Here is an 18,439-nt window from a genome sequence, read left to right on the forward strand (position 1 = left end):
TTTTCAGACACAATAAGGATATTTATGATTACTATTAATTGCGTGTGCGCTATTACTTGCCTAGAACAACAAAAAAACAGAAACATTGGCAAAGAGATAACCAATGTTTCTGTTCAAAAAATTCAGATAAGTCTAAAAGATGAGTAGAACACTAGGAACTTCGCTTAACGAGTCAGCACCTTAAAAGACGCAGTGCTTCCATCCTTGCGGACAGCCGTAATAATCATGGCCGGATGTCCGCTATAAACAAAAGGGACGGTAACACAAGACTCTCCCGTCAGATTTTGTGTATAAACAAGACGACCACTCAAATCGTGAACTTCAAGGCTTCTTACGTTCTCTGCAGGAGAAAGGGTTAATCCCTCTACACCTACACGAAGTTGAAGATTACCCTGAACCTGAGGGGTTTGTACCGCTGTCAGTTTATCTATTTCACTCAACTGTGTTGTAATCTCATAAATTTGAGGAGCAACGCCTGTCCAGCGGAAACGAACACCAGTAGCTTCAGGAACAGCTGTCAAATCAACAACGCTAACATAGGATGAAGAAAGAGTTCCTAAAGATTGCCAAGACTGAAAGTCTTTGGTTACTTCAACATCTACATTTGCACCCGTTGCTTTCTGATAAACTGTCAAAGACTTTGGAGTACGCAAGGCATCGAGACGAATAACGATTTCTTGAGCTGCAGTAGCCTTTGTTGCACCTTCACCATCAGTAAGTTGTAAAACCTCAGATCCGTCGGCTGTCACACGAGGCAAGAATTTCTCGAGGTAGGACTGACGATTCACTACTATATCGTAGAGACGTAACCATTTTGAGGTGTTAGGATTAGTAACATTCAAACGAACGAAACGTGCCTTTTGATGGCCGCCTTCAAAATCGCAATAGGAAACATCATTATTCAGCTTCGTTACTTGCGGTAAATTGATACGGAAGGTAGTCTGATTCGTACCCTTTACCTTCAAAGAAGTCCAAGAAGTACCATTTTCTGAAATCTGCACCAAAGCTCCATTAGGATAGTCGCCATTTGTTGTTCCCATATAGAGGCGAATATCATCAATCGGAGTTGTTTCTGTAAGTTCCATTTGATAAATATCCCCAGTCTGCTGATTACGTCTAATACACGTAAAAGTGGCAGGATTACCGTCTATAAAAAGATTAGCAGTATGATTGTCATAAATATCTGCTGCTGGAATCGTACTCCCTTTCACCTTTGTCAGAGTAGGAAATTGGAAATTCAGACGTGCTTTTTGTAAGCGCACAGACCGAGTAGCAGCATTATTATTCTGAATGATCAAGTAACGCATAAAACTTTCAGGAGCAGTAGATGACTTTAAACGAGTCCATTTCTTACCATCAGCACTGTATTGTACCCAAAAGTTGTTGAGCAGAGTATCTGCCGCCACCAAAGATGCCAAGCGTGTAGCATTAGGGAACTCAACACCAACATATTGTCCCTTTTCTAAAGTAATGGGCTGAGGCGTATTAATATATCCACTCTGTGTTGCTTCTGACCAAACGACACGAACAAAAGCTCCTTCTTTGTTTGAAATGGGAGAAGGCTTTGACAATTGCTCTGTCTTCTTGAAGAAGCCGTCAAGAGCATGAGCTTTGAGGTATTCAATGAAGGGTTTCAGATATTGCTCAGAAAGTTTAGCTATTGAAGTTGACACACTAATACCACTTCCCATTCCTTCTAAAGCATAAACTTTATAGGAATTTGCAGAATTAAGAGTATCTGCTGCTGAAAGTGTTTCTACATAACGTTGCCACTTAGCCTCATCCGTATTTTCTAAAGCCGCAACGTCAAGGAACTGTGCCGTAGCTGTGGCCATATCACGAAGCTTAAAAATCCAGGGATGGATATCTCGATAGAAAAGTCGATCAGATTCAGAAGTTGAAGAAGCTAAAGTCTCCAACACCTTGCATGAATCCGCAATTCTCTGCATTTCTGCACGAAGTTCTGTAGGATTATGGCTAGCTTTATACGCCGTAATCTTATTGTTCAAAGTTGCCGCATCATTCCACCGCAGATAAGGAGCAATACTGCGGAAGGCTGCTGCCTTGCTTCCTAACACAGAATTAACAGCAGCTTGCCAACTGTTCTGATTGTTAAAAGAAGCTGTGTGCCAAGCATAGTCAGCTACACTAAAGACTGGGATTTTAGCAATTTCACCTTGCTGCATCGGATTGCTAACAATAGATATTCCACCATTTAAACTTGCAGGCAGTGTGGAATTATTACCAACAGCAGGCATATCTACAAAATTGGAATACATATCACTAGCGAAAATCTGGCTATCTGCATTATCGTTGCAAGGATAATTCCACCACCAGCCGACATTACGGCCTAGTGGAGTCGCAGTAACATTCAAGTCTCTACTATTAGGAACACTCCAAACCCCCCATCCTGTTGTATAAATGGTGATCTTCGAAGGAGTGTTACCTAAAGCATTGAAGAATTTTGTAAACTGCTCTTCGCTACTTGCAAAATTGCGGCAATAGATTTGAGGAACAAAATGAAGCGGCTTAACAGTATCAGCAGCTGCTGCACCTGCAACATTGTATTTTGAATCCATTGCTTTCTGCAATTGCGTCAAGCGATCAGCATTTAGTTTGTATCCGGCATCATCTGAAGGTATACCTACATCGTCAACAAAAACGCCAAACTGACGGACACCCAAATCATACATTTTGGCAAATTTTCCCATAATGTCATTGATTACAGTATTACTGCCCAAAAATTTATTACCGGGATGAATTGCCCAAATAAAGTTGACTTTTGTTGCATGGGATTCTGCAGTCACTTCACGAAGCATAGCCTGTGATAACCAGCCATTTGTTTCTTGCTGTGCAGTAACAGAGGTTGGATATGCATCCATCCATTTCTCAGAATGATAAGGATCACTCTTGGCACCATAAAGGTATGTATTCATCTTATAGCGCATCATAAAGCGCATTAAGTCCTTTTTTACACTTACTGAATAGGGATAGCCATAATATCCTTCTACGATACCACGATTTTTGATATCAGCATAATCATAAATAGTAATACAGGGCATAGATGTATGACCACCATCCAACATCTGCTCCAACGACGCCAAACCATAGAAGGTCGCATCTGTATTCTCACCTAAAATAACGAGACGTGCTACTCCGCCGTCATTCGTAAGGCTTACAACATGACGATCATAACGACCATTCGTGAAGAGACTACGATCTAACCCTAACGTAGACACGCGGTTATCAGCAGCTTGACCAGAATGATTTACTCCTAACCATATTGCAGCTACGCCTGTCCTTGATTGATTTGTAAAGTTTGCTATCAAGCCATGCTCTTGGAGTACTTCTTTCACTCGATTACGTGTAGCCTCATCAATACCACTTTCTGCAATAATGTCTACGGTCGATGTGAAGGATGTTGTTCCTGTTCCACTAACTTCCTTCTGCGGAATTGGATAAATCGTATATCTGCCATCTGCATAGACAAAGCAGCTACTTGCAAGCATGGCAGCAACGAATAATGATTTAAGTTTCATATTTTGATGGTTTAGGTTTGTTTGCTATAACACAAAACATGAATCAGCACTACACAGTGGTAGTCTGATTCACGCTATTAAAACATTTATTTACGAAGAGCTTGAAGAGTCTCCTCAAGAGCTTTTATCTTTGCTTCAGAATCTGACTTTTTCTTCTGCTCAAGCGCCACAACTGCAGCAGGTGCATGAGCTACAAATCGATCATTAGATAGTTTCTTTTCAACAGAAGCTAAGAAGCCACGGAGATGTTCCAAATCAGCTTCAGCTTTCGCAATCTCTGCATCCTTGTCCACAAGATCACCAAGAAGTACGTCATATTCAGAAGTTCCAACCATAAAGCTAGAAGCACCCTCACCCTTCTCTTCAACAACAGCAATAGCAGAAAGATTTGCCATCTTCATTACAATTCCATCTAGTTCGGGAACAGGATTAGCCTTGAGCACCTCAAGCGGCAACACTTCTTTTTTGGCAATATTGCGTGCATTGCGAACAGCACGTACACCCTGAACAATACCTTTCACTATAGAAATCCCATGAAGGATTTCTGCATCATCTGCTTGCGGAGCTGGTATAGTTTGGGGATCTATCATCAAGCTTTCTCCAGCCTTACGCTGTGCAAGATGCTGCCAAAGCTCTTCCGTGATGAAAGGCATAAAAGGATGCAACAAGTGAAGCAAATCGTTGAAATAACTCTTAACTTGGCACAGCGTAGAAGCATCAATCGGTGCTCCATAAGCAGGCTTAATCATTTCCAAAAGCCAACCAGAGAACTCATCTGTCAACAAACGATAAACCTCCATTAGAGCTTCACTCAAACGATACTTTGAAAAAAGATCTTTAATAGTTTCTGCGCTACTTCGAAGCTGTGCCCCAAACCATTCTAGAGCTTGGGTATTGGTCTGAGACTGTTCTGTATCAGCCACTTTCCATCCTTCGATCAAACGATAGCAGTTCCAAATCTTATTACAGAAATTGCGACCTTGTTCACACAAAGCATCATCGTAAAGAATGTCGTTGCCCGCAGGCGCAGCCAACATAAGCCCCATACGAACGCCATCGGCACCAAACTTATCTATCAAATCAAGAGGATCTGGACTATTTCCCAGCGACTTAGACATCTTGCGTCCTAACTTATCACGAACAATACCCGTGAAGTAAACGTGTTTAAACGGCATCTTACCCGTGAATTCATAGCCAGCCATAATCATGCGGGCAACCCAAAAGAAGATGATATCGGGACCTGTAACCAAATCACTTGTAGGATAGTAATAGTTAAATTCTTCATTATCTGGGTGAGAAATACCCTTGAATAAAGAAATCGGCCACAGCCAACTTGAGAACCAAGTATCAAGAGCGTCTTCATCTTGGCGCAAATCTGTTTCCGAAAGATTCGGGTTATTACTTTGCTGGCGAGCTAACGACAAAGCTTCTTCAATAGTTTCAGCTACGACAAAAGTATTATCTGGCAAATAATAAGCAGGAATACGATGTCCCCACCATAGTTGGCGACTGATACACCAATCTTTTATATTCTCCAACCAATGACGATAGGTATTTTTATATTTTGTGGGATAAAATTTAATTTCATCACTCATAACTGGCGGTAAAGCCAAATCAGCAAAATGTTGCATCTTCAAGAACCACTGCGTAGAAAGTTTTGGTTCTATAGGAACATTCGTACGTTCAGAGAAGCCTACATTGTTAGTATAGTCCTCAACTTTTTCCATCAAGTTAGCTACTTCAAGATCTTTTTCTATTTTTTTACGAACCTCAAAGCGATCTTCTCCCACATAAAGACCTGCAGCCTCAGAGATACTACCATTATCATTGAAAATATCGATAGTATCTAAGTGGTGCTTTAAACCGAGCGCATGGTCATTAATGTCATGAGCAGGAGTTACTTTCAAACATCCTGTTCCGAATTCCACATCTACATATTCGTCCTCAATAACAGGAATCACACGATTCACTAAAGGCACACGAACTTTCTTTCCACTCAACCAACGATTCTTTGGATCCTTAGGATTAATACACATTGCTGTATCACCCATAATCGTTTCTGGACGCGTTGTTGCTACAACTGCATACCTATGTCCTCCTTCATCTGTATGAACCACACAACCTTCAGGAACTGGCGTAGACATATCATCATCTACTACATAGTAGCGGAGGTAATAAAGTTTTGATTTCTCTTCTTTGTAGACTACCTCCTCATCAGAAAGAGCTGTTAAAGCTTTAGGATCCCAATTAACCATGCGAACACCACGATAAATAAGCCCCTTACGATAAAGCTCTACAAAAACATGGATTACACTCTTAGAACGTTCTTCATCCATTGTGAATGCAGTGCGATCCCAATCGCAACTAGCACCAACACGGCGCAACTGCCGAAGAATGATACCACCATGTTCATCGGTCCATGCCCAAGCATGCTTTAAAAACTCTTCACGAGTTAAGTCTGCCTTGTTAATGCCTTGCTCAGCCAGTCTATTAACGACTTTTGCTTCTGTAGCGATAGAAGCATGATCTGTACCTGGGACCCAACAAGCATTCTTGCCTTCCATTCGAGCACGACGCACAAGAATATCCTGAATTGTTTCATTCAGCATATGTCCCATATGCAGCACACCTGTCACATTGGGAGGAGGAATAACAACAGTATATGGTTCTCGTCCATCAGGCTTAGAACTAAATAGTTTATGGTCTGTCCAATATTGATACCACTTATCCTCCACGTCTGCTGGAGTATACTTAGGCGCTAATTCCATTCTTTTAAATTTTGTAGATTTAGTTTATTCGGCAAAGATAGCTCTTGCATTGCAAAAAACAAAAGATTCGCAGGCTTTTGATGCCCATGCTTAACCATTTACTTGCGTGAACTTTGCAAATTTTAATAGAAGATTTTTCTCTCCGACATTTTCAAATTTAACTTTTGCGCGAGCATTACTACCTTCTCCAGATATTTCAATGATCTCACCTCGACCAAAACGCTCATGTTCTATACAGGAACCAACCTTTACATTAAAAATTGATGATTCTGAATAGTTATGGGATGAAGCATTTTCGATGCGAGAATATCTTGACGCAGGATTTATCGTAGGAGAAGGAATACTTGCTACTTGAGGCCTGCTATTCACGCGAGGAACACAGGTAATGTCTTCACCATCATACAATAAATACTGAGAATCAATATCGCACAAAAAAGGAGATGGATTACAAATTTCCGCCGCCCCATATCGATAGCGAGATTTAGCATAAGAAAGAAAACAACGAGTTTTAGCACGCGTCACTGCCACATAGAAAAGCCTGCGCTCTTCTTCCATTTCTTTCGGATAGAAGCGAGCATTCGGGTTTGGAAAAAGATTGTCTTCCATTCCCGTAACAAAAACTGTATCAAACTCTAAGCCTTTGGCAGCATGAACTGTCATGAGTGCTACTGCAGGACCTCCATCAGCTACAGTATCTTGAGAAGAACTTAAAGAGGCTTGCATCAAATAATCACCAAGACCTACGTGCTCATTACCAAAGGTTTCCAATTGCTCTTGCGAGAACTCTTTTATAGCATTCAGCAGGCCATCCACATTTTCCACCCTACTCAATGCTTCTGGAGTTTTCTCAGAGTGTAATTCTTCAGCAATTCCTGAACGCTTTATAACTTCTGAAGCTAAATCGTAAGCTCCTATTGTGGATAAGGATTCCTGCAAATCTTCAATGAGAGATACAAAGGCTAGAATTTTGTTCTGTGTTGAGGTTGAAATCTTCACCTCATAATCTTGAGGGGTTTTGAGAACCTGCCATAAACCGACTTGGAACTGAGCTGCAGCATAACGTAATTTAGCTAAGGTCGTTGCCCCTATTCCTCTCGTGGGATAGTTGATAATACGTGCCAAAGCTTCCTCATCCTGCGAGTTACAAATCACACGAAAATAAGCCAAGACATCTTTTATTTCCTTATGCTGATAGAAAGACATGCCTCCATATATTTTATAAGGAATATTCATCTGATTCAGAGCACTTTCGAAAGATCTACTTTGAGCGTTGGTTCTATACAGAATCGCTATATCTGAATACTCTATATCATAGAGGGAACGTAGGCGAAGAATCTCTTTTAACACCTTCATACTTTCATCTTGGTCACTATACGAAGACATCACACGAATACGCTCTCCCTCTGACAGGTTACTAAAGACATTCTTCTGTATACGGTCTTTATTGTGAGATATAATTGAATTTGCAGCATTAACAATAGTCTGAGTCGAACGATAGTTTTGCTCCAGCTTAATGAGACGAGCCTTAGAATAATGCTTTTGAAAACTTAATATATTTCCAATATCAGCCCCTCGAAAAGCATAAATACTTTGAGCGTCATCACCAACTACACATAAACGAGAATTTTCAGAAGGAGCCAGTAATAACAAGATACGCGACTGAAGATAATTAGTGTCTTGAAACTCATCAACAAGAATATATCTGAAAAGACGCTGATACTTCGCACAAATATCTTCGTGATCACGCAACAAAAGGTATGTAAAAAGCAGCAGATCGTCGAAATCCAAAGCATTTGTATTACGACAGCGCTGATAATATGCAGAATAAATTCGGTGAAGTTCAGGCATATTATCACGGGCATCGCGCTTCAGAAGATCTTGACTCTGCGCGTAATCTGAAGGTAAGATAATCTTATTTTTTGCAAAGGAAATTCTACTATTCACAGTAGCAAGATTGTACGCTTTATCATCTAAACCAAATTCCTTAATAATGGATTTTATCAATTTACGAGAGTCTTCTTGATCGTAAATAGTGAAAGTAGAAGTAAAACCCAGAGCTGCATGCTCGATTCGCAAAATACGAGAAAACACACTATGAAATGTGCCACACCACATCAAACGATCTGAATTATTAGGTAACAAATCTCTCACACGATTTGTCAATTCCTTTGCTGCTTTGTTTGTAAAAGTCAGAGCTAAAATCTCATAAGGGGCATACCCATGCTCCAACAAATAGGCTACCTTGTATGTCAGCACACGAGTTTTCCCCGAACCTGCTCCAGCTATAACGAGAGATGGACCATCACTATACGTTACAGCTTCTAATTGTCTACTATTCAATGATTTTGAAAAAGTTTCTTCCATAAAGAATCAATGTCTTTTGGTTCGAGTTTTGTCGTACTCTAACTTACGCATATAAAATTTCTTTTGCATAACGACATCTTCCAACTCCCTACGCAAAGAGTCTACATTCGCTACTTTCTTACTTTCAACATCCATCAGCATAAGTTCAGAACTAGAGCGAGCCAAATGAATACTATCAAGCAAAAGAATAGCTTCTTCTCGCGCTGTCAAGGCCAGCGGATAGTTCTTGCGTAATTTCTCAATCATTTTTTCTGCTTCATCATACTTTTTAGCCGTGAGTTGTGCTCGAGATTTATTCAACAATGTTTGACCTTGCGCCTCGTCTGATTGTCTAACGCTAGACCACCTATTGCTCGGCTTACAAGAATACAACAAGAAGAAACTTAAAAATAAGATAAAGGAGAAGTACCGCATTTTGAATCTTTTAATTGCAAAAATAACAATAAAATTAGTAATTTCGCATCTAAAAAATAAAATAAATGAGGAATCTCCAACAGGTAGATATTATAGATATTCTACATAAAGATCATATATTCGAGAAACTTTCACAAACTGCCGACAAGCTACAAATCGAAACTTATCTTGTCGGAGGGTATGTGCGCGATCTCTTCCTCAACCGTCCGACTAATGATATTGATGTGGTTGTTGTCGGATCAGGAATTGAGTTTGCAAAAAGTTTTACTGACACATTAGGAAAAGGAGCCCATCTTTCTATATTTCGCAACTTTGGAACAGCGCAAGTCAAGTGGCATCACTACGAAATAGAATTTGTGGGAGCACGTAAAGAAAGCTACTCACATGATAGCAGAAAGCCAATTGTGGAAGACGGCACACTTGAAGACGATCAGAATAGGCGCGATTTCACGATCAACGCTCTTGCTGTATGTCTGAACCCTTTGAATTTTGGAAAACTTATCGACCCTTTTGACGGAATAAAAGACTTGCAAGATGGCATCATTCGCACACCTTTGGATCCGAACATCACATTTAGCGATGATCCTTTACGCATGTTACGTTGCATACGCTTTGCTACACAGCTTAATTTTCGCATTTATGACAAAACCTTTGAAGCGCTCACTCAAAACAAAGAGCGAATCAAAATTATCAGCTCAGAAAGAATCATTGATGAATTAAACAAGATAATGCTCTCTCCACGCCCCTCCATTGGATTTGTTGAACTTCACAGGTGTGGACTACTCGAAATCATTCTTCCAGAAGTTGCTAAACTCGACATTGTTGAAACACGAAATGGTAAAAGTCATAAAAACAATTTTTATCATTCGCTCGAAGTACTTGATAACGCCTCAAAAAAAACAAACAATCTATGGCTACGTTGGGCCGCCCTACTCCACGATATAGGCAAACCTAAAAGCAAGCAATGGGACCCTTCAATCGGGTGGACTTTTCATAACCACAATTTCTTGGGAGAAAAAATGCTACGTCCATTGTTTCGCAGGCTAAAACTACCGCTTGATGAGAGATTGAAGTATGTTAGCAAACTCGTTGGGCTTCATATGCGCCCAATTGTTATGTCTGATGACATAGTAACAGACAGTGCAGTTCGACGCCTTCTCTTTGAAGCAGGCAAAGATATTGATGATTTGATGCTTTTATGCGAAGCTGACATTACTAGCAAAAACGAGCAACGAAAACGCAACTTTCTGCAAAATTTCCAATTGGTACGTCAAAAACTAATCGACATAGAAGAAAAGGATCGCATTAGAAATTTCCAACCACCTGTTACTGGCAACGAAATTATGGAACTCTTCAATCTTGGCCCGTGCCAAGAAATTGGAAGGTTGAAAAGCTCACTCAAAGATGCTATCCTTGATGGAGTAATCCCTAACGAACATGACGCTGCTCTAGAATACATATTAAAGAAAGCTGCTGAAATGGGGCTACAAAGAACTAAATAACAGCATAGGAAGAACTCATTCTGCAGTTTATCTCAAAAAAATAGGCAGAAGCTTAATCTTGAGCTTCAGCCTATTTCAATAAAAAGGACTCCATCACTAGAATTTTCTTCTCGGTTATACAACTTGAGCATAAAAATCCTTATTGTATCAGCTGACATAATAAGCCTGTCGGCAGACATCCTTATTGTAGCCGAGAAAACAATAAGGATATTTATTCGAAGGAACAAAGAAAGAAGTTACTACAGAGCTAACTCTGCGATATAGAAGCATCTGCTCTAATCACAACATTCTTTTGCAATAGGACAAAAGAAAAAGGTCTATGAAAATCATAGATCTTTTGGAGATTCTTTACGAATGTCAAAAAGATATGTTATTTTAGCTTGGATTGTTCCATTATTTGAACGAGAGAAGACGTCTTTTTTGGAATTACCAAATAAATCACTCAAACCGTAATAGTAGCGCCCCTCTAAGATAAAATGACCTGCTTTCGTGTTTAGCTCTATACCTGCTCCTGCTGCTATCCCGTAATCAAATTTCTTACTAACACTCATTGAATATTGTGCAAACATGCCATTAGGTCGGTCAGGATGACCTGCGCTATCAAATGTCCAAGTGGAACTTTGCTTACTCTTCTCTCTAAATAAATATCCGATCTGGGGGCCCACAGCAAAGAAGCCCATCAATCCCTCCGATTCTTTTCCCCATCCCAATCGTGCCAAGAAAGGTATTTCAAAATAGTTGAGATGCCGCTGATATGTGTCGGGTAAGGGTTCTATATTGGAGTTCAATATGTTTTCATTCCAACCTAATTGTGCATAATTCAGTTCAAATTGTAAGGCGCAATAAGTTTTGAAATAACGCTCACTCATGATTCGCACCGTCAATCCAAAAGTTGGTCCCACGTGCCAGTTTTGCTTAATAGAAGGAGTGAAGGATACTTTGTTCATAAGTACACCTGCATTCACACCAACAGATATTGCACGCCTAGATTCTCCAATTTGGGCGAATGTGTCTAAAGCGGGGATAACAACAAGAAGAAATAACAGAAAGCGCTTCATTATAAACTATTTTGCAGTAATTTTATCAATTGTTCTATTGGGCTTGTAGTGGATGAGAAACATACTTTGGTTGATATAGCCGCCATCTTCTTCGGTGCGGCCGAAGCGAAGATTACTCTGCAATAAACCTTTCTCTGTTCCTTGCACATTATACTTCTCACCATATTTGAGTATACCCTGTAACATCTGAAGCCCAGTGTCATACCCCAATAAGCCCATTCTTGGAATAACATCTAAGGGCTGCTTCTTGAACCACGCTTGATAGTCGGCATTAAACTGCCTGACATCAGCAAAAGATGGCTCATAATAGGAAGGAGTGAAGATATAAGTATCGTTAAGGAATAATTCTCCTTCATATCTGGCTGATTGGTTCAACCATGAGGAATAGCCTATTAAAGATAATTCGGTCTTAGGCATTGCTTGACGTACTTCGCTGAGTTTTGAGAACACATTCTGCAAAGCGGAGACATCTGAAGCATCAGGGACCACAATTATATGCCTCTTATTGTTGAGTGCCGTTTTCAACTGAGCAATCGTTGCATCTTCATTAGCATCTACCACGGTAGCACCTTGCACCAGTAGACGCTGACGAAGATATTGAGTAAAATCCAGTTGATCTGCTTTGTTTGTATGTAAGAAAAGAACGGATTTTCCTTTAAAAGTTTTCAAGAAAAGGTCGGCTGCTAGTATTTTCTCATATTCTGCAGGGGTGTTAAGAAGATACACGTAGCGATTGACATTCACCTGCTTTGCCTTAGATGAGAAAGGAACTATCATTCTTATTCCATTACTCCGACAAAAACTGGAAACTTCATCGAAATGAGAAGGATAGACTGGACCTATTAAGAACTGAACCCTGTTGTTCTTTACTTTACTCAGAATATCTGTAAGATTAGTGGAAGAGGAAAGCTCATTATAGGTATATACATTTATATTGCTTCCATTCTCTCGAACTTTATCAGCAGCCATAAGAAAGCCGCGATAGAATTCTACGCTTCTCTCTCCTTCTATTCCCGTAGCAGTGAGTGGAAGAAGAATTGCTGCACTCACACTGTTCTGAGCAAGACTTTTGGATTGTTGCTTCTGTGCTGGGACAATCTGAGGAATTCGTAATACCAAACCTTTTTTAAGTTTGAAGTTTGCTTCTTTCATCTGCGGATTACTTTCCATCAAACTATCAACAGAGATTCCATACATTCTAGCAATCCCCCATATAGTTTCTTCCTTCTGTACTTTATGAGTGGCATAGCGAGAATACTCTTTCTGCGACATAGCAGAAGGAGCTGTTCCTGTGCTAGGAATCTTAATTAGCAGACCTTCTTGAAGAGTTTCAGCTGTAAGCCCCGGATTCTGAGCCACAATTTGTTCAACTGTAACGCCATAGTTTTTTGATAGCCTATACAACGTTTCTCCTTTAACAACCGTATGCTCTACAACTCTTGTTTGTGCCACAACAACACTTATACACAAAACAAAGAAAACAGATGCTAGTAAAAAACTTCTTAACTTCATAACTTCTTCTTAATTATGTCTGCAAAAATACATATTTTTGATGGAGTATTTGGCTCCTATCATAAGATTTACGTATATTCGCTTGTGCAAAAAGCATTGATTTATGAAGATATATTTTTTAGAAGCGGCTATAACATGGCTTTTCTGCACGCAAAGCATTTCTGCGCAACGACAGGATGCTAACCGCCTTTTTTTTGACGCAAAATATACAGAAGCTGCAACACTGCTACAACAACAAATCAAGAAAGCTCGAAAACAAAACCAATCAACAACAATACTTGAGGCAGCTTTGCAGCGAGCACGCATCGGAGAAAATATGATTCTCCACGCAGACACCGTGGTTTGTTCCGATACCATTGTGATAGATAGAACACAACTATTCTCTGCTCTTGAACTCTCAAACGACATTGGAACATTGCTCCCTGCAGTTCAACTTTTTCCTGAATATGCTGCTCGCCTCGGAAATAGTGCCTATATTAATGGTTGGGGCGATATAGCTTACTTTTCAATGGCAGACAGTTCTGGCCTACACAATCTCTATCGCAGTTTGAAGATAAATGATAAATGGACATCTCCTCAACCTCTACCTGGGTTGCAGACAACAGACAAAGATCGCGACTTTCCTTTCATGTCGACAGATGGTACAACATTGTATTTTGCTGAACAGGGAGCCACATCTTTGGGGGGATTTGACTTATTCATCACTCGATACGATTTTGATACCCATAAATTTTTAAAACCCGAACAACTCAGAATACCTTACAATTCACCATATAACGATTTACTTTATATAAAAAGGAAAGACGGAAGTATACTACTTGTAACTGACCGTAATCAGCCTGCTGATAAATTACAAATTCTCACATTGAAAAAATAAATAAACCTCAAACTACATTTATCTATAATGGAAAAGAAAATCTTTGAAGAATCCGAACTGATTATTAATTCTGATGGGAGCATTTTTCACCTCCATCTTCTTCCTGAACAATTAGCAGACAATGTTATCCTAGTAGGTGATCCAGGTCGCGTACCTTTAGTTGCTGCAAATTTCGAATCTATCGAATGCGATATACAAAATCGTGAATTCCGCACTATCACAGGTATGTTTCAAGGAAAACGTATAAGTTGCGTTAGTACAGGTATTGGCTGCGACAACATTGATATTGTACTGAACGAATTAGACGCTTGTGCGAATATAGACTTCAAAACACGTCAGTTATGTCCTACACAGCGCCAGCTTACAATAGTACGTATTGGAACATGCGGTGGTCTACAACCATATACACCAGAAGGAACATATATTGCTTCAGCAAAAAGCCTTGGCTTTGATGGTCTTCTTAACTTCTATGCTGGACGCAATGAAGTGTGTGATTTAGAGTTTGAAGAAGCCTTCCTTCAACACATGAAATGGACTGGTTCAACGTGTATTGCTCACCCCTATGCCATTGATGCTGATACTGAACTGATCGAACGTATAGCAAAAGACGATATGGTCCGTGGGGTAACTATTGCTTGCGGTGGCTTCTTTGGTCCCCAAGGACGTGAACTTCGCTTGCCTTTGGCTGATCCTAATCAAAACCAGAAAATCATGGATTTTAAGCACAACGAATGGCGCATTACTAATTTCGAAATGGAATCTTCTGCAGTAGCAGGCTTGGCCAAACTCATGGGACATCGAGCAATGACATGCTGCATGGTCATCGCAAACCGTGTGAGTCACAAGGCTACGCCAAACTACAAGAATAATATCGAAAACCTCATTCGACTTGTACTTGAACGCATTTGACAAAATATTAAAAAAGAAAGAGAGCTTGCAGACTTTTTTCGCACACGTAACTTATTAGTCTACAAGCCATTTCCTCTTTTAATACTCAAATTATGTTGTATAACATAGATTTAGAATTTGCTAATTCGGTACGAATCCTTTATCTTTGCTCACAGTTATCCTGAAACAATCTTTTTACCTTAAGAAATTCTAATTACCTATCGAAACACAAAAGGCGGCAGATCGTGAGATTTACCGTCTTTTATTTTATTATAACACAAGAAATCCCATCAATTAAAGATAGTTTAGAGAAGATATATTATTTATGCAAAGAAATCTTTCGTCTTTTATTGCAAGATAATCCTTGCTATCTTGACAATAAATAATATATTTCTCTTCCATAAAAAAAACATTTTAGAGGGAGAGAAATATCATAGATTATTGCTATAAGAGGAAAAGAATGTGAGACGTCGTAAATCTATCCTAAGATGACGCATTGGGAGTTTTTTTAATGGAAACTGAGATCATAAAGAATATTATCATTACTCTCTAAATGTTTACTTCATCAGAAAAAGAATAATTATAAAATAAAAGAGTTGAAGTTTATAACTTCAACTCTTTTTGCGGTGCGTACGGGACTCGAACCCGTGACCTCCTGCGTGACAGGCAGGCATTCTAACCAGCTGAACTAACGCACCGTATAATTGTGGGCAAAGATGGATTCGAACCACCGAAGGCATAAGCCAGCAGATTTACAGTCTGCCCCATTTGGCCACTCTGGTATTTGCCCGTGCATTTCATTTCTGATTTGCGAGTGCAAAGGTAGTAATCTTTCACAACACTACCAAATGAATCTGCATTTTTCTTCAATTATTTTTGCAACTGCCAATCGAAGTCTACCATCTTTATAGCTGTAATGGCAAACTCTTTACCTTTATTTCCAAGCTTACCTCCTGCGCGTTCTTCTGCCTGTTCTAGAGTATTGACAGTAATAAGGCCATAGATTACTGGTATCTTACCATTGGTATTCTGACGTGCAAGTTCCTGCGTAACACCTTGACATATATTATCAAAATGAGGGGTATCTCCTTTTATGACACAGCCAATAGCAATAATTGCATCTACCCAGCCATGTCGTGCTAACTCTGCACAGCCATGGATAAGTTCAAAGCTACCAGGAACATGCATCACCTTAATTGCTTGTTCTTGCACTCCATATTCCTTCAATGTTGACAGGGCTCCTTCAAGTAATTTGAAAGTTATATTGTTATTCCATTCTGCACAAACAATACCGAAGCGCATTTCTGAAGCATCTGGAATATTATTATCACTCAATATAAAAACAGATGAAGACATTTATATAGATATAAGATGAGTTTATAACTGAAAATTGAGAATTGAAAGCAGAGCACTAAAGTGCCTAATTTTCAATTCTCAATTATTTTAAAATATGATTTACTATACAATTTATTTGCTTACAGCTTCAATAAAAGCATCAATAGCGGGGTCTGTAATTGTACCATTGGGTGCTTGTCCTGGTTGGCAATAGCGGCTATTGGGATAAGTTTCCTTAACCTGCTGGAACACTTCCTTAGCATCAGCTTTCTTCTTCTGAGCCATTAGCAACTCACCAGCTTGGATAAGATATTCAGGGCTCATAGCGGCATTAGCTGCACGATCTGCTGCTTTCTTGAAAGTCTCTACAGCTTTATCGAGTTGTCCATCATTTGCATAGCTATTAGCTAATGTTGCCAACGCAGCAGGAGTAATGGTATGGTCACCTTGTAGAGAATATGCCTCGAGATACTTAATTGCATTCTTAACATCTGCTTTCTGAGCAGCACCTGTTTCACCTTCTGCTTTACGAGCATAAGAGATACCTGCATAGAAATTAGCAAGATTGGAAGCATTTGTAAAGTGATTGCTTGCCAATTTGATATAACCAGGAAATTTACCATCTCCCTTCAGCGCTTTATCATAATCCTGTTGAGAGATATAAGCCATACCAAGAGTGAGCTGAGACTGTTGCTTTTCTTCTGCCGACTTTAGCCAGAAGTAACCACCTACGCACGCTGCGATAACAACTGCCAACGCTACAAGGCCAATAATCAGCTGTTTCTTGTACTTAATAACAAAGGCCTCAGACTGCGCCAAGGCATCGTTTACTTCCAATTGAGATTTTTTATTTGTCATATTTGGCGTTTTTTATTTTCATAAGAAAGCACTGCAAATTTAGCCTTTTCCAATCGATTGAAAAAATAAAATCTGTTTTTTTTATCTTGCACATTCTTTTCATTTAAGAATTGCCTAACTTTGCCTGTGCTTCCGATAAAAAGCAGTCTTTCACACGATATTAAGACTAACGTTTCTATCTTTAATCTCAAATGATTCTCAAACATCTCTCCATCATAAACTTCAAGAATCTATCTTCCGTTGAGCTTGATTTTTCCCCAAAAGTAAACTGCTTTGTAGGGGCCAATGGAATGGGAAAGACAAATGTTTTAGATGCAATCTACTACTTGTCATTTCTCAAAAGTAGTATATATACACAGGATTCCTTAAATATAAAGCACAATGAAAATTTCTTTATAATTCAAGGAGATTATGTGTCAACTAATGGAAAAACGGAAACAGTAGCTTGCAGCATGAAAGCAGGGAGTCACAAACATGTAAAAAAGAATCAGAAAGAAATACGCAGATTTTCTGAGCATATTGGTTCTATCCCGCTCATTTTGATTTCGCCTGCTGATTCGCTGTTGGTAAGCGGTAGTAGCGAAGAGCGAAGGCGTTTTATGGATATGGCCATTTCGCAATACAATTCAAGTTATTTGGAATGTCTTATACGCTACGAGAAGACGCTAAAACAAAGAAATGCAATTCTCAAGCAAGCGCAAGACGACGTACGCAATATACCCACAGATGTTATCGATGTTTTAGAGGAAATGATGTCTGAGGACGCACAAGCCATATATGAGGCGAGAATTGATTTCAACCAGAAGTTTCTACCTATCTTCCAAAACATTTACTATCAGCTATGCAACACAGACAAAGAGCAAGTGAGCATAGAATATGCTTCTCATCTCTCACGCGGCCCCCTAAAGTCACAACTTGCTGACTGTAGAAGCAAAGAGGTGTTCTTAGGGTATTCACTTCATGGTACTCACAAGGACGATTTAATCCTGTCACTAAATGGTTATCTAGTGAAGCGAGAGGGATCACAAGGACAGACTAAAACCTATTTTATTGCACTTAAATTGGCCCAGTTCATCTTTTTGAGAGAACACCTACAAGCTACAAGTCTTAACAACACCACTACACCTATCCTCCTCCTAGACGACATTTTCGACAAGTTGGATTCTGGCCGAGTGGGCAAAATCATTGACTACGCTAACGGAAGTGCTTTGGGACAAATCTTTATTACCGATACCAATCGAGAGCACTTGGACTTGATTCTTGAATCAGCCAATAGCAACTATAAGCTCTTCAAAGTCAAAGACGGAGAAATTTTTGAATGAGA

At 39.6% G+C, this 18,439-nt stretch carries 12 protein-coding genes and 2 tRNA genes; 4 read left to right on the forward strand and 10 right to left on the reverse strand.

Annotation, left to right across the window (positions count from 1 at the left end):
• Positions 1-164 precede the first annotated feature (164 nt).
• The 4 genes from ACO4R2_RS02350 to ACO4R2_RS02365 form a co-directional block, all read right to left on the reverse strand.
• On the reverse strand, positions 165-3,539 hold the full coding sequence (locus ACO4R2_RS02350; protein ID WP_484769029.1) for a glycoside hydrolase family 84 protein: 3,375 nt from the start codon (positions 3,537-3,539) through the stop codon (positions 165-167).
• Between the two features lie 86 nt (positions 3,540-3,625).
• Positions 3,626-6,307: a valine--tRNA ligase gene (locus tag ACO4R2_RS02355; RefSeq protein ID WP_484769030.1), complete on the reverse strand. Its 2,682-nt coding sequence runs from the start codon at positions 6,305-6,307 to the stop codon at positions 3,626-3,628.
• Between the two features lie 90 nt (positions 6,308-6,397).
• Positions 6,398-8,671, reverse strand: coding sequence for an ATP-dependent helicase (locus ACO4R2_RS02360; RefSeq protein ID WP_484769031.1), 2,274 nt, complete (start codon positions 8,669-8,671; stop codon positions 6,398-6,400).
• Positions 8,672-8,677: 6 nt separating this feature from the next.
• On the reverse strand, positions 8,678-8,971 hold the full coding sequence (locus ACO4R2_RS02365; protein ID WP_311491070.1) for a hypothetical protein: 294 nt from the start codon (positions 8,969-8,971) through the stop codon (positions 8,678-8,680).
• A gap of 179 nt (positions 8,972-9,150) precedes the next feature.
• Between ACO4R2_RS02365 and ACO4R2_RS02370 the strand changes: the two genes are divergently transcribed.
• Entirely contained in the window at positions 9,151-10,587 is a 1,437-nt protein-coding gene (locus tag ACO4R2_RS02370; protein WP_484769032.1) for a CCA tRNA nucleotidyltransferase, read from the forward strand.
• 326 nt (positions 10,588-10,913) lie between these two features.
• Here ACO4R2_RS02370 and ACO4R2_RS02375 read toward each other — a convergent pair whose 3' ends face one another.
• Complete coding sequence (locus tag ACO4R2_RS02375) at positions 10,914-11,645, reverse strand: porin family protein (protein ID WP_311491072.1); 732 nt, start codon at positions 11,643-11,645, stop codon at positions 10,914-10,916.
• Between the two features lie 6 nt (positions 11,646-11,651).
• A complete protein-coding gene (locus ACO4R2_RS02380) occupies positions 11,652-13,097 on the reverse strand; it encodes a PBP1 and LysM peptidoglycan-binding domain-containing protein (protein ID WP_311491073.1) in 1,446 nt (481 codons plus the stop codon).
• 163 nt (positions 13,098-13,260) lie between these two features.
• Between ACO4R2_RS02380 and ACO4R2_RS02385 the strand changes: the two genes are divergently transcribed.
• Together ACO4R2_RS02385 and ACO4R2_RS02390 are read left to right on the forward strand one after the other, a co-directional pair.
• On the forward strand, positions 13,261-14,034 hold the full coding sequence (locus tag ACO4R2_RS02385; RefSeq protein ID WP_484769033.1) for a hypothetical protein: 774 nt from the start codon (positions 13,261-13,263) through the stop codon (positions 14,032-14,034).
• Positions 14,035-14,061: 27 nt separating this feature from the next.
• Entirely contained in the window at positions 14,062-14,943 is an 882-nt protein-coding gene (locus tag ACO4R2_RS02390) for a nucleoside phosphorylase (RefSeq protein WP_484769034.1), read from the forward strand.
• A gap of 603 nt (positions 14,944-15,546) precedes the next feature.
• On the opposite strand, the gene ACO4R2_RS02395 is transcribed toward ACO4R2_RS02390, so the two are convergent.
• The 4 genes from ACO4R2_RS02395 to ACO4R2_RS02410 all read right to left on the reverse strand — a co-directional run bounded on the left by ACO4R2_RS02395 (position 15,547) and on the right by ACO4R2_RS02410 (position 17,115).
• Positions 15,547-15,620 (reverse strand) — tRNA-Asp (locus ACO4R2_RS02395).
• Positions 15,621-15,629: 9 nt separating this feature from the next.
• Positions 15,630-15,712 (reverse strand) — tRNA-Tyr (locus ACO4R2_RS02400).
• Positions 15,713-15,792: 80 nt separating this feature from the next.
• Positions 15,793-16,278: a 6,7-dimethyl-8-ribityllumazine synthase gene (gene ribH, locus ACO4R2_RS02405; RefSeq protein ID WP_347719487.1), complete on the reverse strand. Its 486-nt coding sequence runs from the start codon at positions 16,276-16,278 to the stop codon at positions 15,793-15,795.
• A 111-nt stretch (positions 16,279-16,389) separates the two neighbouring features.
• A complete protein-coding gene (locus ACO4R2_RS02410; protein ID WP_484769035.1) occupies positions 16,390-17,115 on the reverse strand; it encodes a tetratricopeptide repeat protein in 726 nt (241 codons plus the stop codon).
• A 191-nt stretch (positions 17,116-17,306) separates the two neighbouring features.
• On the opposite strand from ACO4R2_RS02410, the gene recF reads away from it, so the two are divergent.
• Positions 17,307-18,437: a DNA replication/repair protein RecF gene (gene recF, locus ACO4R2_RS02415; RefSeq protein ID WP_484769036.1), complete on the forward strand. Its 1,131-nt coding sequence runs from the start codon at positions 17,307-17,309 to the stop codon at positions 18,435-18,437.
• The last annotated feature ends 2 nt before the right edge of the window (positions 18,438-18,439 follow it).

The organism is Alloprevotella sp. (genome assembly GCF_057240785.1).